Below are 16,543 nucleotides of genomic sequence, written 5' to 3' on the forward strand. Positions count from 1 at the left end.
GTCTTGCCAGCGTGGGTGCAGCCAATCTCCGTCAGGCCTGCGCAGCCGGGAGCGCAGCGGCGGCGCCTGGCGCCATCTCCAACTGCATCATCACCATGTTGACCAGGGTGCTCACCGAGGGGCGCCCCGTCTCGATCACGTAGTGCGCGGTTTCGCGGTACAGGGGGTCGCGCTGGGCATGGAGTTCGCGCAACTTCTCCAGGGGGTTGCCGCCCTGCAGCAGCGGGCGTGTCTTGTCGTGCTTGACGCGCTTGTAGATTTCTTCGGGCGATGCGCGCAAATACAGCACGTTGCCAAACTGGCGCAGCACCTCGCGGTTTTCGGGGCGCAGCACGGCGCCGCCGCCGGTGGATAGCACCAGGCCGCCGGGCTGCTGCGCCACCTCGGCCAGCAGCTGCGATTCGAGGTCGCGAAATCGCGCTTCGCCCTCCACCTCGAAGAAGTGGCGGATGGTGGTGCCGATGGTCCGCTCCAGTCGGTGGTCCAGGTCGATGAAGGGCACCCCGGCCCGGTGGGCCAGCTGCCGGCCGACGGTGGATTTGCCCGAGCCGGGCATGCCGACCAGTGCGCAGCGAATCTGCATAAATGGTGTCCTGTCTTCTTGCCTGTCCAAAGGCAGGCCGAGTGTAAGGCTGTGGGAGCCGGACTACCCGGATTGCACCGTTTGTCCGATGGGCAAGCGGGCAGCGCCTGGGTAACCTTGCCGGCATGAATGGCCTGAACCCTTGCCGGCCCGCACTGGCGGCGCTGCGGTTGTCTGCCGGCCGTGCGCGCGCCTGTGAAGAGGCGCTGGGTTCCCCCGCGCGGCAATGAGAAATTGCTGAAGGCTCTTACCCCCGCTTACAGGGCTGGCATCCATTCCTGCCGGTGCAGTGTGTAACTTCAGGGCAGACCTGCGAGCGCTGTCGCAGAGGCTGTATTCGATCTGTTGAGAAAGGCAAAAACATGCAACCCACCACTTCCGCTGCTCCCCAGGCCCCTTTGGCCGCAACCCCCGGTGGCGTACCCCTGAAATGGCTGTGGGCCGCCATTGTCGCCCTGGGCCTGTGTGTGCTGGCGCTGGGCGCAACGCTGGTGGCGCAGCAGCGCCCGGACGCGGTGGCCGAAGGCGCGGCCAGGGTGGCGCCTGCGACGCGCACGCCAGACAACGAGATCATTGAGGAAAAAAGACCTGTAGCGCTGGACCAGAAAGCGCCAATAGCTCCTGCATATGTAGCAAATCAGGTGCCTGCAGCACCCATCGGGCAACGCGCCGCGGCCCGAGTCCACCCGCAGGCGCCCCAGCCCGCGCGGTATGGCGAAACCCCTGCGCGCCAGGAAGTCGCCCTGGCCCCGGTGTGCACGGTGTGCGGTCGCATCGAATCCGTGCAGGCGGTGCAGCAGGCCGCTCCCGCCACGGGCCTGGGCGCGGTCGCCGGCGGTGTGCTGGGCGGCGTGCTGGGCAACCAGGTGGGCAAGGGCTCCGGCCGCACGGCCGCCACGGTGCTGGGCGCCGTGGGCGGTGGCTACGTGGGCCACACGGTAGAGCAGCGCACGCGCACCCAGACGGTGTACGAGGTGCGCGTGCGCATGGACGATGGCTCGGTGCGACGCTTCACCCGCTCGCAGCCCGTGCCCGAAGGCGCGCCGGTGCGCTTGCAAGGCAATGGGTTCGAGCTGGTCTAAGAGCCTGTTCACGATCTCGCAGGGGATCGCGTTGGAGCGCAATCGGGATGAGTGGATGCTTCGGGTGCGCCGCATGGGCTCGTGCCCATGCAAGCGGCCGGGGCGTCCAAGCGCCCGATTTCGCTCCAACCCTTCGGGCAGCGGTCTTCGCGGGCGGTCTGCGGCGTTGCGGCGCTTGTGGATAGCCGGGCTATCCACTGCACACCGCGCCTTGCATCCCATCGCGCAAAGACCGCTGCGCGACCCCTGGGAGATCGCGAACAGGCTCTAAAGCCTGACGGTGCGTTGGGCACCAGACCAGCGCTGCCTGCCGACTTGCAGCGGGCTTATTTCTCGACGAAGGCGCGCTCGATCACGAAGTCGCCGGGCTTGGTGGTGTTGCCTTCCTCGAAATCGCGGTGCTCCAGGATGTGCTTGAGCGAGGCCAGCATTTCGGGGCTGCCGCACAGCATCACGCGGTCTTCCAGCGGGTTCAGCGCCGGGATGCCGAGGTCGGTGAACAGCTTGCCGCTTTCGATCAGATCGTTGATGCGGCCCTGGTTGCGAAACGGCTCGCGCGTCACCGTGGGGTAGTACTTGAGCTGCTTGCTCACCAGCTCGCCCAGGAACTCGTGCTGGGGCAGCTCCTGGGTGATGTAGTCGTGGTAGGCCAGCTCGGCCACCTGGCGCACGCCGTGCACCAGGACCACCTCTTCGAACTTCTCATAGGTTTCCGGGTCGCGGATCACGCTCATGAACGGCGCCAGGCCCGTGCCGGTGGACAGCATGTACAGGCGCTTGGCCGGCAGCAGGTAGTCGATCAGCAGGGTGCCGGTGGGCTTCTTGCCGACCACGATGGTGTCGCCCACCTGGATGTGCTGCAGGCGCGAGGTCAGCGGGCCGTCGGGCACCTTGATGCTCAGGAACTCCAGGTGCTCTTCGTAGTTGGCGCTGACGATGCTGTAGGCACGCAGCAGCGGCTTGTCGTTCACCTTCAGGCCGATCATGGTGAAGTGCCCGTTGGAAAAGCGCAGCGCCGGGTCGCGGGTGGTGGTGAAGCTGAAAAGCCGGTCGGTCCAGTGGTGAACGGTCAGAACGCGTTCTTCGAGAAATGCACTCATGGTTTTCTTGCAGGAATGAAAAAACAAGGCCCCGACGGGGGGCGGTCTCAGCCTGTCAGGGCGGTGGCGGTGCTGGCGTGGCGAGGCCTGGCGGGCACCCCGGACTGGCGGGCAAACCCGTGCATTGTCCGGCAAATGGGATGGGCGGTACATTTTGAGTCTTCGACCGTCATGATGTTGGACAAAGGAACCCCCATGCGCAGCTTCTCCGTCGCCCGTCGGGCCCTGTTGGTGGCCGGGCTGGCATGTACCGCCGGTGCGGTGCATGCGCAGGGCGCGATCCGGATCGGTGAAATCAACAGCTACAAGGCCCAGCCCGCCTTCCTGGCCCCTTACAAGAAGGGGATGGAGCTGGCCGTGGCCGAGATCAACGGCGCCGGCGGCATCCAGGGCCGCAAGCTGGAGCTGGTGGTGCGCGACGACAACGGCAACCCCGGCGACGCCGTGCGGGCCGCCGACGAGCTGCTGGCGCGCGAAAAGGTGGATCTGCTCATGGGCAGCTTCCTGTCGCATGTGGGGCTGGCCCTGACCGACTTTGCGCGGCAGAAAAAGGTTTTCTTCCTGGCGGCCGAGCCGCTGACCGACAAGATCGTCTGGGAAAACGGCAACCGCTACACCTTCCGCCTGCGCGCTTCCACCTACATGCAGGTGGCCATGCTCGTGCCCGAGGCCGCGGCGCTGAAGAAAAAGCGCTGGGCCATCGTCTATCCCAACTATGAATACGGCCAGTCGGCGGCGGCCACCTTCAAGAAGCTGCTCAAGGCCGCCCAGCCCGACGTGGAGTTTGTCGCCGAGCAGGCGCCGCCCCTGGGCAAGGTGGACGCCGGCAGCGTGGTGCAGGCCCTGGCCGATGCCAGGCCCGACGCCATCTTCAACGTGCTGTTCGCCGCCGACCTGGCCCGGCTGGTGCGCGAGGGCAACACCCGCGGCCTGTTCAAGGGGCGCGAGGTGGTGAGCCTGCTGACCGGCGAGCCTGAATACCTGGACCCGCTCAAGGGCGAGGCCCCGGTGGGCTGGGTCGTTACCGGCTATCCCTGGTATGCCATCCAGACCGTCGAGCACCAGGCATTTCTGAAAGCCTACAAGGAGCGCTTCAACGACCACCCCCGCCTGGGCTCGGTGGTGGGCTACACGGCCATCCAGTCGCTGGCCGCGGGCTTGCGCAAGGCCGGCGGCAGCGATACGGAAAAGCTGATCGCCGCCTTCAAGGGGCTGGAGGTGGCGTCGCCGTTCGGCACCATCCGCTACCGGCCCGAAGACCACCAGTCCACCATGGGCACCTTCGTGGGCCGTACGCGCCTGCAAAATGGCGCGGGCGTGATGGCGGATTTCCGCTACCTCGACGGTGCGCGCTTTCAGCCATCGGCCGACGAGGTCCGGAAACTGCGCGCAGCCAACTGACATGCACCAGGCCACGCACCTGCACCGCCCGGGTTTGTGCGCATGAGTTTTTCCGGCCTGCTGGTGCAGTTGCTCAACGGGCTGGCCTCGGCCTCGTCGCTGTTTCTGGTGGCGGCGGGGCTGTCGCTGATCTTCGGGGTCATGCGCATCGTCAACTTCGCCCACGGTTCGTTCTTCATGCTGGGCATCTACCTGGCCTATTCGCTGGTGGAACGCCTGGGCGCCATGATCGGTTTCTGGCCGGCCCTGCTGCTGGCCCCGCTGGCCACGGCGGCCCTGGGGGCGCTGGTGGAGGTGGTGCTGCTGCGCCGCATCTACCGCGCGCCCGAGCTGTTTCAGCTGCTGGCCACCTTCGCGCTGGTGCTGGTGATCAAGGATGCCGTGCTGTGGGCCTGGGGCCCGGAAGAGCTTTTCGGGCCGCGTGCCCCAGGGCTGGAGGGGGCGGTGGACATTCTCGGGCGGCAGTTTCCGACCTACGACCTGTTCCTGATGGCCGTGGGTCCGCTGGTGCTGGGCCTGCTGTGGCTGGGCCTGCACCGCACGCGCTGGGGCACGCTGGTGCGCGCGGCCACGCAGGACCGCGGCATGGTGGGCGCCCTGGGCGTCAACCAGGCCTGGCTGTTCACGGGGGTGTTTGCGCTGGGTGCCTTGCTGGCGGGCCTGGCCGGTGCGCTGCAGCTGCCACGCGAGCCCGCCCAGCTCGACATGGACCTGAACACCATCGGCGCGGCCTTCGTGGTCGTGGTGGTCGGCGGCATGGGCTCGATCCCCGGCGCATTCGTGGCGGCGCTGCTGATTGCAGAGCTCAAGGCGGTGTGCGTGTGGGCCGGGCTGGTGGAGGTGGGGGGCATCAGCCTGTCGCTGTCCAAGATGACGCTGGTGGTGGAGTTCCTGGTCATGGCCGTGGTGCTGGTGTGGCGGCCCTGGGGTCTGCTGGGGCGGCCGCAGCCGCTGGTGCGCGCGGCGGGCATGGCCGAGGCGCCGCTGCACCCTGCCAGCCGGGGTGTGCAATGGGCTGGCTGGGCCCTTCTGGCCGCGCTGGCCATGGTGCCGCTGCTGGCGGGTGCCTGGCCCTATGCGCCGGTGCTGCTGGTGGACCTGCTGGTGGCGGTGCTCTTTGCCTCCAGCCTGCATTTCCTCATGGGGCCGGCGGGCATGCACTCGTTCGGCCATGCCGCCTACTTCGGGCTGGGGGCCTATGCGGCGGCGCTGCTGGTGCAATCGGCCGCGGTGCCCATGGAGCTGGCCCTGCTGCTGGCACCGCTGGCGGCGGGCATGGGGGCGCTGGTGTATGGCTGGTTCTGTGTGCGGCTGTCGGGCGTTTACCTCACCATGCTCACGCTGGCGTTCGCGCAGATCACCTGGGCGTTGTGCTACCAGTGGGATGCGGTCACCGGCGGCAGCAACGGCCTGGCCGGTGTGTGGCCCGCACCCTGGCTGGCCAGCCAGCAGGCCTATTACCTGCTGACGCTGGCCTTGGTGGCAGCGGGTGTGCTGCTGCTGCGGCGCGTGCTGCTGGCGCCGTTTGGCTATGCGTTGCGCGCGGTGCGCGACTCGGCCCTGCGGGCGGACGCCATCGGCATGGATGGGCGGCGCCTGCAGTGGGCGGCGTTTGTGCTGGCCGGCGTGCTGGCCGGCCTGGCCGGGGCCTTGTATGTGTTTTCCAAGGGCAGCATTTCGCCCGAAAGCCTGTCGGTGGGCAAGTCGGTGGACGGCCTGGTGATGGTGTTGCTGGGCGGCGTGCAGACGCTGGCGGGCCCCTGGGTGGGCGCGGCCACCTTCACCTGGCTGCACGACACCGTGGCGCGCAACACCGATTACTGGCGCGCCGTGCTGGGCGGCACCATGCTGGCGCTGGTGCTGCTGTTCCCGCAGGGGCTGGCGGGCTTTGCCCGGCAGCTGGCCCTGCGCTGGCAGGCCCGCCGCAGGAGCGCGCCATGAGCCCATCGCCCCCGCTGCTGCAGGTGACCGGCCTGTGCAAGGCCTTTGGCGGCGTGCACGCGGTCGATGGTGTGGATTTCACGCTGGCGCCGGGTGAGATGCTGGCGCTGATCGGCCCCAACGGCGCGGGCAAGTCCACCACCTTCAACATGGTGGGCGGCCAGCTGCGGCCCGATGCGGGCAGCATCCGGCTGGCGGGCGTGGACATTGCCGGCCTGCCGCCGCGCGCCATCTGGCGCCAGGGCGTGGGCCGCACCTTCCAGATCGCCGAAACCTTTGCCTCGCTCACCGTGCTGGAAAACGTGCAGATGGCCCTGCTGTCGGCCGACCGGCGCCTGTTCTCGTTCTGGACCCGCGCGCAGGACCACCGGCGTGACGATGCACTGGCCCTGCTGGCGCAGGTGGGCATGCTGGCCCAGGCCCCGCGCCCCTGCAGCACGCTGGCCTATGGCGACGTCAAGCGGGTGGAGCTGGCCATGGCGCTGGCCCATGCGCCCCGGCTGCTGCTGATGGACGAACCCACGGCCGGCATGGGGCCGGCCGAGCGTCTGGCGCTGATGGCGCTCACGCAGCAACTCGCGCGCGAGCGCGCCATGGGCGTGTTGTTCACCGAGCACAGCATGGATGTGGTGTTTGCCCACGCCGACCGCGTGATGGTGCTGGCGCGCGGGCGCCTGCTGGCCGAGGGCTCCCCGCAGGCCATTCGCGACAACGCCCGGGTGCAGGAGGTGTACCTGGGCAGCGGCAGCATGTTCGGCCAGGCAGCGGCGGCCGGGAGCCCGGCGTGACGGCCGCTGTGCTCTCGCCCTTGCTGGAGGTGCAGGGCCTTTCCGCCTGGTATGGCGCCGCGCAGGTGCTGTTTGGCGTGGACCTGCAGGTAGCGCGCGGCGAGGTCGTGGCGCTGATGGGGCGCAACGGCGCCGGTAAGTCCACCACGCTCAAGGCCATCGTGGGGCTGGAGGTGCGCCGGCACGTTCAACCTGGTGGCCAGCTGCGCTTTCTGGGGCGCGACATCGCGCGCAGCGCGCCCTACCAGGTGGCGCGCATGGGCCTCGGCTATGTGCCCGAAGACCGGCGCATCTTCACCGACCTGAGCGTGCTCGACAACCTGGAGGTGGGGCGCCAGGGCGCGCGCCACTGGCCCGACGGCAGCGCCGCGCCGCACTGGACGCCCGAGCGCCTGTTTGCGCTGTTTCCCAACCTGGGCGAAATGCCCCACCGGCCCGGCGGGCGCATGAGCGGCGGCGAGCAGCAGATGCTCACCGTGGCGCGCACCCTCATGGGCCAGCCGCTGCTGGTGCTGCTCGATGAGCCGTCCGAAGGCGTGGCGCCGCTGATCGTCGAGCAGATGGCCCGCACCATCCGCCAGCTCAAGGCCCAGGGCGTGAGCGTGCTGCTGTCCGAGCAGAACCTGCACTTTGCCGAAGCGGTGGCCGACCGCGCCTATGTGCTGGAAAAGGGCCAGATCCGCCACCACAGCAGCATGGCGGCGCTGGTAGCCGACCCGGCGGTGCGGCGGCAGTATCTGGGTGTGTGAGTTGTCATAGCAATGCAGTGAGGGTGTTGCTGCAAGGAATCAGCCCGCGGGCCCGCGCAGCACGCGCCGGTATTGCACGGCCTCGGCCACATGCGCCGCCTGGGTGCTGGCGGTGCCCGCCAGGTCGGCAATGGTGCGCGCCACCTTCAGCGTGCGGTGCGTGCTGCGGGCCGACCAGCCCAGGCGCGCCGCAGCGGTCTGCAGAAACTGCGTGGCGGCGGGCTCCAGTGCGGTGTGGGTGTCGATTTCCTGACCCTGCAGCGCCTGGTTGGTTTTGCCCTGGCGGGTGATGGCGGCCTGGCGGGCGCGGACCACGCGCTCGCGCACGGCGGCGCTGGCCTCACCCGGCGGCGCGTCCAGCAGGTCGCTGGCGGGCAGGGCGGGCACCTCCACATGCAGGTCGATGCGGTCGAGCAGCGGGCCGCTGAGCTTGCCCTGGTAGCGTGCCACCTGGTCGGGTGTGCAGCGGCAGGCGCGCTGCGCCGACCCCAGAAAACCGCAGGGGCACGGGTTCATGGCCGCCACCAATTGGAAGCTGGCCGGAAATTCTGCGCGCCGTGCCGCCCGTGCAATGGTGACGCGCCCGGTTTCCAGCGGCTCGCGCAGGGCCTCCAGGGCGGCGCGGGGAAATTCCGGCATCTCATCCAGAAACAGCACCCCATGGTGGGCCAGCGATATTTCTCCGGGCTGCGGCGGCGAACCCCTGTCGATTACAATAATTTATGAGACTTATTCTGTGCGTTTCCCTAAAGCTGACGCCTTGATACACTATTGGCTGATGAGACTGGCTACACAATTTTCTATGACTGATCGCGAAATTACAATAATTGATGTGACTGAATCAGAAAAGGGTGTGCGCAAGATTCCGAGGAGCTATCGCTCCGTGACGGGGCGAGCCCAAGCATCGGGCGAAACCGTGCCGTATGAAAGCACTCTTGAGCGCGACTTCGCCTACTTGGCAGACTTTGATAGCGAGGTCGACACGATCATCAGCCAGCCGTTGTGCATTCGGTATCGAGTTGGTAACGGTCGGCTGCGCCGGTACACAGTTGACTTTCTTCTGAAATTCCGTTCTGAGGACGGGCGCGGAAGGCGCCGTCCGGGGTTGTATGAGATCAAGTACCGTGAAGAGTTGAGGGATCGCTGGAGTGAACTGGAGTTTGGGTTCAGGGCAGCGAGGCAGTTGTGTCGCTCCCGAGGTTGGAGCTTCCGGGTCGTGACTGAGCGACAGATTCGAGGCCCCTACCTCGATAACGTCACTTTTCTTCGTGGCTTTCGCACCTACGACGACAAAGCCGGCTTGGGCCTTCGATTGCTGGAAACGCTGGAGGAGCTGCAGGTCACGACTCCAGGAGTTCTGCTCGCAGCTGCATTCCAGGACTTTGAGAACCGCGCAATGGCTGTGGGGGTGATGTGGCGTCTCCTCACCATGGGATACATAGGTGTCAACCTAGCTTTTCCGCTCAACATGGCGTCAGAAATCTGGTTCGAGGAGGTACTCATAGATGACTCAGATACCAACTGAGACCGTCACAGCATTCGATGTGAGACCCGGTGCCGCGGTTGCCTACAAAAACGAGTTGCATCGTGTATGCGCCGTGCTGTCACTCGATCGGGTGATCGTTCAGCACGCGCAGAATGGTCGTACAGAAAGTGTCCTGCTGGACCATTTGAGACATCCCAACACTGTTCTCGAGTCTTCAGCCGCGAAGGCTGAGCCGCTGCCGGCGCTCGCTGCATTCTCCAAAGCAGAGCAGGACTTGGCAAAAAAGCGCTTGGAGCAGCTTAACGAGCTGATAGGCAAGGACTCGCGAACGCGCGATGACGTGGCACGCGTCGCTGCGACGATGGCTCTGAGCATCGCCTCGGTCTATCGGCTCATCAAAGACTACGAACATGCGGGCTCCCTTGTAGGGCTTATCCCAGGGCAACGAGGTCCGAAGGGCCCGCGCCTACCCGAGCGGGTAGAAGAGATGATCCGAGACATCATCAACGAGTTCTATCTTCAGGACCAGAAGCTCAAAGTAGTGGATGTGTTTCAGGAGCTTGATGAGAGATGCAAGGCTGAAAAGATCAAGCTGCCGCATATAAATTCAGTGCGGAACCGGATCAAAAAGATACCGGCTAAAGAGGTTCACAGAGCAAGAGGTTTCTCGCAGGAGGCCGACAAGTTCACGCCCACGCCCGGCGAGTTTCCCCCCACCAGGAATGTTCTCGGTGTCGTGCAGATCGACCATGTCCATTTGGACATGACTGTCGTCTATTCGGATACGCGTGAACCCTGGGGACGACCCTGGCTGACGCTGGTCATCGACGTCTATACCCGCATGATCGTGGGCTTCTACTTGAGCATGTCGACGCCCAACTCGACGTCAGCCGGCATGGCGCTTGCGATGGGCATGTTGTCCAAAAAGGATTACCTTGCGGAGCTAGATCTGAGCGGTTCCTGGCCAGTTCAGGGCAAGATCCACAAGGTGCACTGTGACAACGCCAAAGAGTTTCGTGGCGCGGTTCTAGAGCATGCTTGCCATGAGCAGCGCATTGACACTGAGTTTCGCCGTGTCAAAACTCCTCGCTATGGGGGCCACATAGAACGGATGATCGGTAACGTCAACATGATGCTTCAGAAGAAGCCTGGAACGACGTTTTCGAATCCGCAAAAGCGAGGCGACTATGACTCCAAAAAGAAGTCTGCCTACACACTGCGTGAACTGGAAGTCGAGATCGCCGACTGGATCGTCAACCATTACCACGTGAGCAAGCATGGCGCGTTGAGGAAGCCTCCGATCAAAGCTTGGGAAGAAGCAATCCTCGGTACGAGCAAAACCCCAGCCTGCGGATTTCCCCAACTAATCACTGATCCGGAAAAACTGATCTTCGATTTCCTGCCGCAGGATACGCGGGTCGTAAGCCCCACAGGGATCCGTATCAACAAGGCCGACTACTTCTCAGAAGTTTTGATTCCCTGGATCAACTACGTCGATCTAAAAACAGGCAAAAAAAAGAAGTTCGTTATCAAGGAGCACCCGAGGCACCGTGATGCGATCTGGTTTCTCGATCCGCAAACAAGGCAGTACTACAGGATTCCTCAGTTCCCTCTTCAGCCTGATACCGACTACGAGAACCAGCTGACTGGCGAGGAGTTCTCTGCTCTGAGGTCGCGCGATGACGCAGCAGGCAAGGCGATGGAAGACACGGAAGCCAAGGCCGGCTATCGCCAGCGCTCCAAGAAACGTGAGGCCGCTTCGGTTGCTACCACCACTGCGGCCAGAAAGGCTGCCCGGTCAGGCAAATCGAGCCAGGCGGGTAAAAAGACTACCAAGCCAAAGCTGCCCGATCGCTCGCAGATCGAGGATCGCATGCTGGGTGGGGTCAACCCTGCGCCCGACCCTTCGGAAATGTTCTCTGGATTCTCCGACGCGCCGGTCCTTCCTTTTAGTACGCGTAGCTAATGGATTTTGCGCATCTTCATTCCGACGCTCAGGCGGTGCTGCAGTCCTCCCTGGAGGATCGCCTCCACTTTGTGCGCAAAGATCGATTCATTGAGTATCCGGCCGCTGAGGCCATCTTGCGAGATCTTGCGGATGTGGTGACCTATCCTCGTGTCCAGCGACCACCGTGCCGAGCAGTGATTGCAGACAGCGACAACGGGAAGACCTCGTTGACCAGCGAGCTTATAAATCGCAATCCGGTGGTTCTGGATGCGACTGGAAACCCCATCACCAAGGTGTTGTGGGCAGAGTGTCCGCCGGCGCCCGATGAGGGCCGCCTGTTCAGCGCGATCCTTACCGCCTTGGACATTCCGCACAGACCCGATGCCGCGCCGGAGCGATTGGAGGCGGTCGTCTCGCAGGAGTTGATCGCCCACCAGACAACTACCCTGGTGATTGATGAGCTGCACGCGATGCTCAATGGAACTGCGCGCAATCAGCGATTGTTCATGGCGGCGCTAAAGCGGCTCTCCAACACGCGCAATATTTCTGTAGTCTGCAGCGGCACCCAGGAGGTAACGCGAGCGCTTGCCACTGATCCCCAGTTCATGACCCGGTTTCAGAAGCTTGCCTTGCCCAGGTGGCAGGCCAATGCGGATTTCCAGCGCTTGCTGGCAAGCTTTGAGATGTACATTCCGTTGCCCAAGCCATCTGGTTTAAGCCAAGGCAAGCTGGTCCAGCTGATCTATACGAAGTCTGCTCGCACCATTGGATCTGTGCGTGCGATCGTGCGGGCAGCCGCAGAGATGGCCCTGCGCGAAGGTGAGAGTCGGATTACCTACGTCCTGCTAGACAAAGCGATAGACGAGCTCGTCAAGCGCCTTCTCAATGGAGGGCGCACCGATGGTGCAATCTAATTCGCTGCTAGCGCCTCACCCGGACGAGTTGTTGGGATCGCTGCTGGCCAGGCGTGCCTGGGCTGCCGCGCACAACCCAGCATCTTTCGTGAAATCCATGGATTTGACACGGGACGTCTGGTCGCGTGATATTGATCGCAGTGTCAATGCGACGTTCTTGGAGAAGTTTGCAGAAGGTCTGTGCATCGGGCGCGCCCAGTTGGACGCCATGACAGTCAACAGCTTTCTTGCACAGTGCGGTGTCCCGGTACAAGCCATCGGCTTCGAGCCTTGGATCACTTATGTCGGCCTTGTTCAGTGGGCGCGCAAGCGCTACGGTCAGATGTATTGCTGCAGGTGTCTAGGCGCCCCGGATCGATATCTCCGCAGGGATTGGCGTATCGCCACGAATTGGTTTTGTCCAGAGCACTCACTACTTCTGCAGGACTGCTGTCCCGAGTGCAGGAAGCCGTTCACACCTTATAGCAATGATGAGCTGGTGTTGGCGCGCTGTGGGCGGTGTGCTGCCAGTCTCTGCGGACGCGAGTCGCTCTCTGTCTCAGGGTGCGATCTGGAGTTGCACGGTCATCTTGAGAGAATTTGGAATGATGCTTTTGCAGGAAAACCCGGGCCGCTCTGCGCCCTGTATCGGCATCTGAGCGAAGTCACCGCACGTGATCCGCGATTCGCCCGTGCAGGTGAGCATTGGAGTTACTGGCGAACTTGGGAGCGCGCTGAGCTCTTGCGCAGCCAGGAGGGCCGCATCATGCGCTTGGCATGTCACCCTTCACGGGGTGCCTTGGTATGGTGCGGATACAACCGAGCCCGCGACGTGCGTGAGAAACCCAAACGGTCGACCTCGATGCCAACCGACCCTCAGGTGCGCGCCCAGTTGCTTCTTGATTTGGCACGCAAGGTGCGCTGGCCGCGTCGCTCGCGAGCGCGCGTATCTCAATAACTATGAATGACAGCGAATATCTGGGCACGAAGCTTGCCAGAGGAAGGTGTGGAGAGTGCGAGCGTGGGATGCAAAAGGCGCACCGCGTGCATCTGGGCGTCAGCTATTGTTCGAACTGCTATCCACGGATTTTCCCTATCCGCACTTGTCACATATGTGGCGGCACAGCGCGCAGCCATCGCGCTGAAGAGCGGCCTGTCTGCCGCAGTTGCAAGCTGAAGGATCAGACGTGCCTTCGCTGCGCAAAACCTACGCCTCGCGCGGCACTGCGTGTCGGCGATCAAGCCGCATGTGCCGTGTGCGCAAGGTACTTCCGATCGGCCAAACCCTGCCAAGTGTGCGAGAAGCCCACGCAGCGCCTTACCCGGGTCAGTGGGATGGAAGCGCTCGGCCGCATGTGTGATCAGTGTGTCCGTGATCAGACCTGTGCGACGTGCAAGCAGTGCTCAAAACACCGCACCGTGTTTCTTATGCTGCTGTCACGCGAGCCATTGTGCAAGGCATGTGCCGAGAACCTGGACGCGACTCACGCCTGTCCTGACTGCGGGGTCACTGTGGGTGGAACGGGCACTGCACGCTGCTTTGCTTGCGGCATCAAACGTGCCAATTGGGTGAAGGCGCAAGCTGCAATTGATTTGATGAGCGATCAACAGGCGCAGCAATTGACACTGTCCTTCGTGGGATGGGCCAACGGCAGTGGCCGGGAGAGCAAGGTGGCTGCGGGCTTCGCTCGCTATGCACAGGCTCTGATGCGTATCGACAACGCCGTTTCAGTGACTGGCGGCGACATCGACGACAAATTCCTGCAGAAGCTGTTCACGACAGAGGAAATCCGGTCGATGGGCATTCTGGCGCAGTACATGAACGAAACTGGGTTGTTGACTGCCAACAACCACGAGCGGCTTCAAACGTCTCTCGAGCGGCTGATCGAGCGTCAATTGCTGGAGGTCGCAGGGAAGTCTTGGGAGTCGGATGTGCGGGGGTTTTATCGCTTCATGCAGGCCAAAGAAAAGCCGCTGTCGCTGCGGAGCATCAAGGTCTATCTGCACGTGGCAATACAGCTTCTGCAACACAGCCAGGTCAGCCGTGCCGCCTACCTGTCCGACACCGCACTGGAGCAGTACCTGAGAAAGTCTCCAGGATCGACGGCCTCGGCCAGCGCATTCGTCTCCTACCTTCGCGCAACTGGTTTAGTCTCGTTGCGTCTTCAGATTCAGAAGAAGGCAGGCCAGCTACCGACAGCGGCGCATCGCGCCAGGGAGGTACGCAGGATTCAGGACCGTCTTGAGCACGTAATACGCCGCCATGAACGGTTGCCGCTGATTGCGAAGCTTGTCTCCATCCTGTTTGGAGCCCGGCTTGAACATGTGCTTCAGTTGCGCATGGACCAGTTGGCGCTCTCTGCGTCAGGAGCAAAGGTGTTCTTGAAGGATGAGTGGGTCGACGCCCCGCAGGAGGTCGCCGCACTGATGCGTGAAATGGCAGCGAGGCCATCATCGGCACAGGAATCCGGTGAGAGTTGGGTGTTTCCCGGACGTATGGCTTCGGATCATTTGAGCACTGCGGCAGTGCAGTACCACCTGGACAAACTCAATGCATGAGTCTCAGGACCGAGGTATACCCGCGAGCTCCTCCATCTTGTCCAGCACGAGCGAAGGCTTGACCATTCCGTCCTGGTAGCGGTGATTGATGGTGCACGTAGCGAAGGCGTCGTCGTTGAGGGCGAGATTTTTAGTTTTCCAGACACCTTTGCCAAGAACCACTTGCTTGAGGAGAGTGTCCAAGGTGGCGGCAGGCAGAGAAGCGTTAGCTTGCATTCGCAAGAGAAGTGCCCGATGGTGCTTTTCGCCCCTGGATTCGGTTTCCAGCCAATAGAACCGTTGTCCATCTGATCGGGTCAATTCGACGACCCAGCACATCCGGGGGCGCTCGTCGACAAAAGCCCAGGATCGGTCTGTCCCGCCTATGTTGGCTGGCATTGCACAGTAGGTGGCTGACGGGGTCTCCACTGAGTTCACAAGTCCATAGTGCGCAAACGAGAGCAAGTGCTTTTTCTGAACCATCAACTCAAAGCACTCTGCCAGCGCGCGAAACCGGTCTTCAATCCGAACTTGGTCTTCGCTGCTGAGCGAGCCTGGTGGTACCTCTCCCTGTCCGCTGCGCTTTCCGGTTCCCACCCTGTTCTTGCGCGGCGTTCGTTTGCGCTTGGGCTTGTCTGGGTCGTACGGTAGGGTTTTGATGGAAATGACCCGGCGACCTAAAGGCTCCAATTCACTCCACGTGTCCTGGATGCCTATGTGGAGCGCTCTTCCAATGGGCCGCACGTCCTGTGGCCTGGAAATGACCGGTGGATCATCTTCATCTGGCTGTGAATGTGGCGATGGCTCGACTGGGCCCGTGGGAGCCTCCGGTTCAGATTTCGGAATGATCTGCTGCGTCAGGCGAGTGATGGGGTATGCAAGCTTGGGGAACTGCGCATCGTGGATCCAAAGTACAAGCACTCCTCCGCCGGGGAGCGGCTCACCCATGAATGAAACCCGCATTTCCTGGTCCTTCCATGGTGGCCAGGCTTCGATCCATGGAGAGTCATCCCTTCGTCTAACAGCATTGAGAATCCTGACGTATATCTGGGCGGCTTGGGTGAGCGCGTGAGGAGACGTCTGAAAAAGTGCTATCGCACGGCATGCCACATTGCTCAAGCTCACCAGAGGCTCTATTTCGAAATCGCCTTCCTCCGTAACCCGTGTGGTTTCCAGGTTGACCAAGTTGCCAACTTCGCTGGCCCAGGCGCCACTCACGAGGGCGTTGGCTAATTCAGTGGTGACCCCAAAGAAACGACGGAAGATTTCGTGGCAGGGGATGTAAATGTGTAACCCCAATGCAGTTTGTCCGTAGAGGACCGGCATACCAGCCACACTGATTCTCCGCCCTGCAGCGTCAGTTCCTGTCAGAGGCCAGTCTTTGGAACCGAGGGATAAGTCCGTCGACAGACCCAGGGCACCTACCGTAGTCAGCTGCCATGTTTGCTGGGGCAGGTCAGCGTCTCGCACTTGTACCCAGTTTTGAAGGTCGTCCGGCTGAAGTGTCCGATCGCGCCAGAAGGAACCTAGGATCAGGCTGGGGATTGAGCCGGCAGCCTCGTCGATCACCAGAAATTTGATCGAACCGTCATCCCGGCGCGCGTAGATGGCGTCTCCAGTCGCCAACTCTTCCATCTCTGCGAGATACACCATTACACGCCGTGTTTTCTCGGGCGTCGGGGATGGGTATTTCCGGCCCGTGGCGATCAAGCGGTACAGGCGCCCATCAACAGGGAAGCGATCAAAACTTGCAGAACTCACGCGGTCAGAGAGCCCTTTGCGGGCGGTTAGGTTGCAAGACAGCCACGCTGGCTAGCCGTATGGTTATATCTATCAATTTTTCACGCCAAGAGTTTATGCGACTGGCGGGGAGACCTGATCCACTAGATCTCGCTTCACTGCTAATGAGGATGCATGGAGCAGCCTCGATGCGGATCCATTGACGCAGCACCTGCAATGTTGATTTCCGCGTAATCCTGACCCCGGTTTTTCATCCAATATTGACCCCACCTGTTGGGGTGTAGCCGGGCTACG

General features: G+C 62.9%; 13 protein-coding genes and 1 pseudogene. 10 read left to right on the top strand and 4 right to left on the bottom strand.

Going from position 1 to position 16,543, the window contains the following annotated elements; all coding sequences use genetic code 11:
- Window positions 1-31: 31 nt before the first annotated feature.
- Window positions 32-583 (bottom strand): shikimate kinase, encoded by a 552-nt coding sequence (locus AC1RDS_RS07955; protein WP_092697390.1) that lies wholly within the window; start codon window positions 581-583, stop codon window positions 32-34.
- A 362-nt stretch (window positions 584-945) separates the two neighbouring features.
- Here AC1RDS_RS07955 and AC1RDS_RS07960 point away from each other — a divergent pair, with 362 nt between their 5' ends.
- The gene (locus AC1RDS_RS07960) at window positions 946-1,665 is read left to right on the top strand and encodes an outer membrane lipoprotein (protein WP_092697391.1); all 720 of its coding nucleotides are present in this window, start codon (window positions 946-948) and stop codon (window positions 1,663-1,665) included.
- A 326-nt stretch (window positions 1,666-1,991) separates the two neighbouring features.
- Here the strand turns inward: AC1RDS_RS07960 and AC1RDS_RS07965 are convergent, their stop codons facing one another.
- Entirely contained in the window at window positions 1,992-2,765 is a 774-nt protein-coding gene (locus AC1RDS_RS07965) for a ferredoxin--NADP reductase (protein ID WP_092697392.1), read from the bottom strand.
- 195 nt (window positions 2,766-2,960) lie between these two features.
- Here AC1RDS_RS07965 and AC1RDS_RS07970 point away from each other — a divergent pair, with 195 nt between their 5' ends.
- Genes AC1RDS_RS07970 through AC1RDS_RS07985 form a run of 4 tightly spaced genes read left to right on the top strand, consistent with a single transcriptional unit; the run spans window position 2,961 to window position 7,644 of the window.
- Window positions 2,961-4,166, top strand: coding sequence for an ABC transporter substrate-binding protein (locus AC1RDS_RS07970; RefSeq protein ID WP_348682360.1), 1,206 nt, complete (start codon window positions 2,961-2,963; stop codon window positions 4,164-4,166).
- 42 nt (window positions 4,167-4,208) lie between these two features.
- Window positions 4,209-6,107 (top strand): ABC transporter permease, encoded by a 1,899-nt coding sequence (locus AC1RDS_RS07975; protein WP_348682361.1) that lies wholly within the window; start codon window positions 4,209-4,211, stop codon window positions 6,105-6,107.
- Entirely contained in the window at window positions 6,104-6,895 is a 792-nt protein-coding gene (locus AC1RDS_RS07980; RefSeq protein ID WP_348682362.1) for an ABC transporter ATP-binding protein, read from the top strand. The genes AC1RDS_RS07975 and AC1RDS_RS07980 overlap by 4 nt, the downstream gene beginning before the upstream one ends.
- Window positions 6,892-7,644, top strand: coding sequence for an ABC transporter ATP-binding protein (locus AC1RDS_RS07985; RefSeq protein ID WP_244273622.1), 753 nt, complete (start codon window positions 6,892-6,894; stop codon window positions 7,642-7,644). The genes AC1RDS_RS07980 and AC1RDS_RS07985 overlap by 4 nt, the downstream gene beginning before the upstream one ends.
- Window positions 7,645-7,683: 39 nt before the next feature.
- Here the strand turns inward: AC1RDS_RS07985 and AC1RDS_RS07990 are convergent.
- Window positions 7,684-8,349 (bottom strand): annotated as a pseudogene (locus AC1RDS_RS07990) (ATP-binding protein); the annotation flags it as partial.
- A 97-nt stretch (window positions 8,350-8,446) separates the two neighbouring features.
- Here AC1RDS_RS07990 and AC1RDS_RS07995 point away from each other — a divergent pair.
- The 5 genes from AC1RDS_RS07995 (at window position 8,447) to AC1RDS_RS08015 (ending at window position 14,530) form a co-directional block, all read left to right on the top strand.
- Window positions 8,447-9,169: a TnsA endonuclease N-terminal domain-containing protein gene (locus AC1RDS_RS07995; RefSeq protein ID WP_066784501.1), complete on the top strand. Its 723-nt coding sequence runs from the start codon at window positions 8,447-8,449 to the stop codon at window positions 9,167-9,169.
- Entirely contained in the window at window positions 9,150-11,096 is a 1,947-nt protein-coding gene (locus AC1RDS_RS08000) for a TnsB C-terminal domain-containing protein (protein ID WP_082759032.1), read from the top strand. Before AC1RDS_RS07995 ends, AC1RDS_RS08000 begins: the two co-directional genes overlap by 20 nt.
- A complete protein-coding gene (locus tag AC1RDS_RS08005; RefSeq protein WP_067513362.1) occupies window positions 11,096-11,992 on the top strand; it encodes a TniB family NTP-binding protein in 897 nt (298 codons plus the stop codon). The genes AC1RDS_RS08000 and AC1RDS_RS08005 overlap by 1 nt, the downstream gene beginning before the upstream one ends.
- Window positions 11,979-12,929, top strand: coding sequence for a TniQ family protein (locus AC1RDS_RS08010; RefSeq protein ID WP_159433769.1), 951 nt, complete (start codon window positions 11,979-11,981; stop codon window positions 12,927-12,929). Before AC1RDS_RS08005 ends, AC1RDS_RS08010 begins: the two co-directional genes overlap by 14 nt.
- A gap of 470 nt (window positions 12,930-13,399) precedes the next feature.
- The gene (locus tag AC1RDS_RS08015; RefSeq protein WP_139285332.1) at window positions 13,400-14,530 is read left to right on the top strand and encodes a site-specific integrase; all 1,131 of its coding nucleotides are present in this window, start codon (window positions 13,400-13,402) and stop codon (window positions 14,528-14,530) included.
- A gap of 3 nt (window positions 14,531-14,533) precedes the next feature.
- On the opposite strand, the gene AC1RDS_RS08020 is transcribed toward AC1RDS_RS08015, so the two are convergent.
- The gene (locus tag AC1RDS_RS08020; RefSeq protein ID WP_139285333.1) at window positions 14,534-16,270 is read right to left on the bottom strand and encodes a hypothetical protein; all 1,737 of its coding nucleotides are present in this window, start codon (window positions 16,268-16,270) and stop codon (window positions 14,534-14,536) included.
- Window positions 16,271-16,543: the final 273 nt, after the last annotated feature.

Source organism: Acidovorax sp. GW823-FHT02H02 (genome assembly GCF_058797075.1).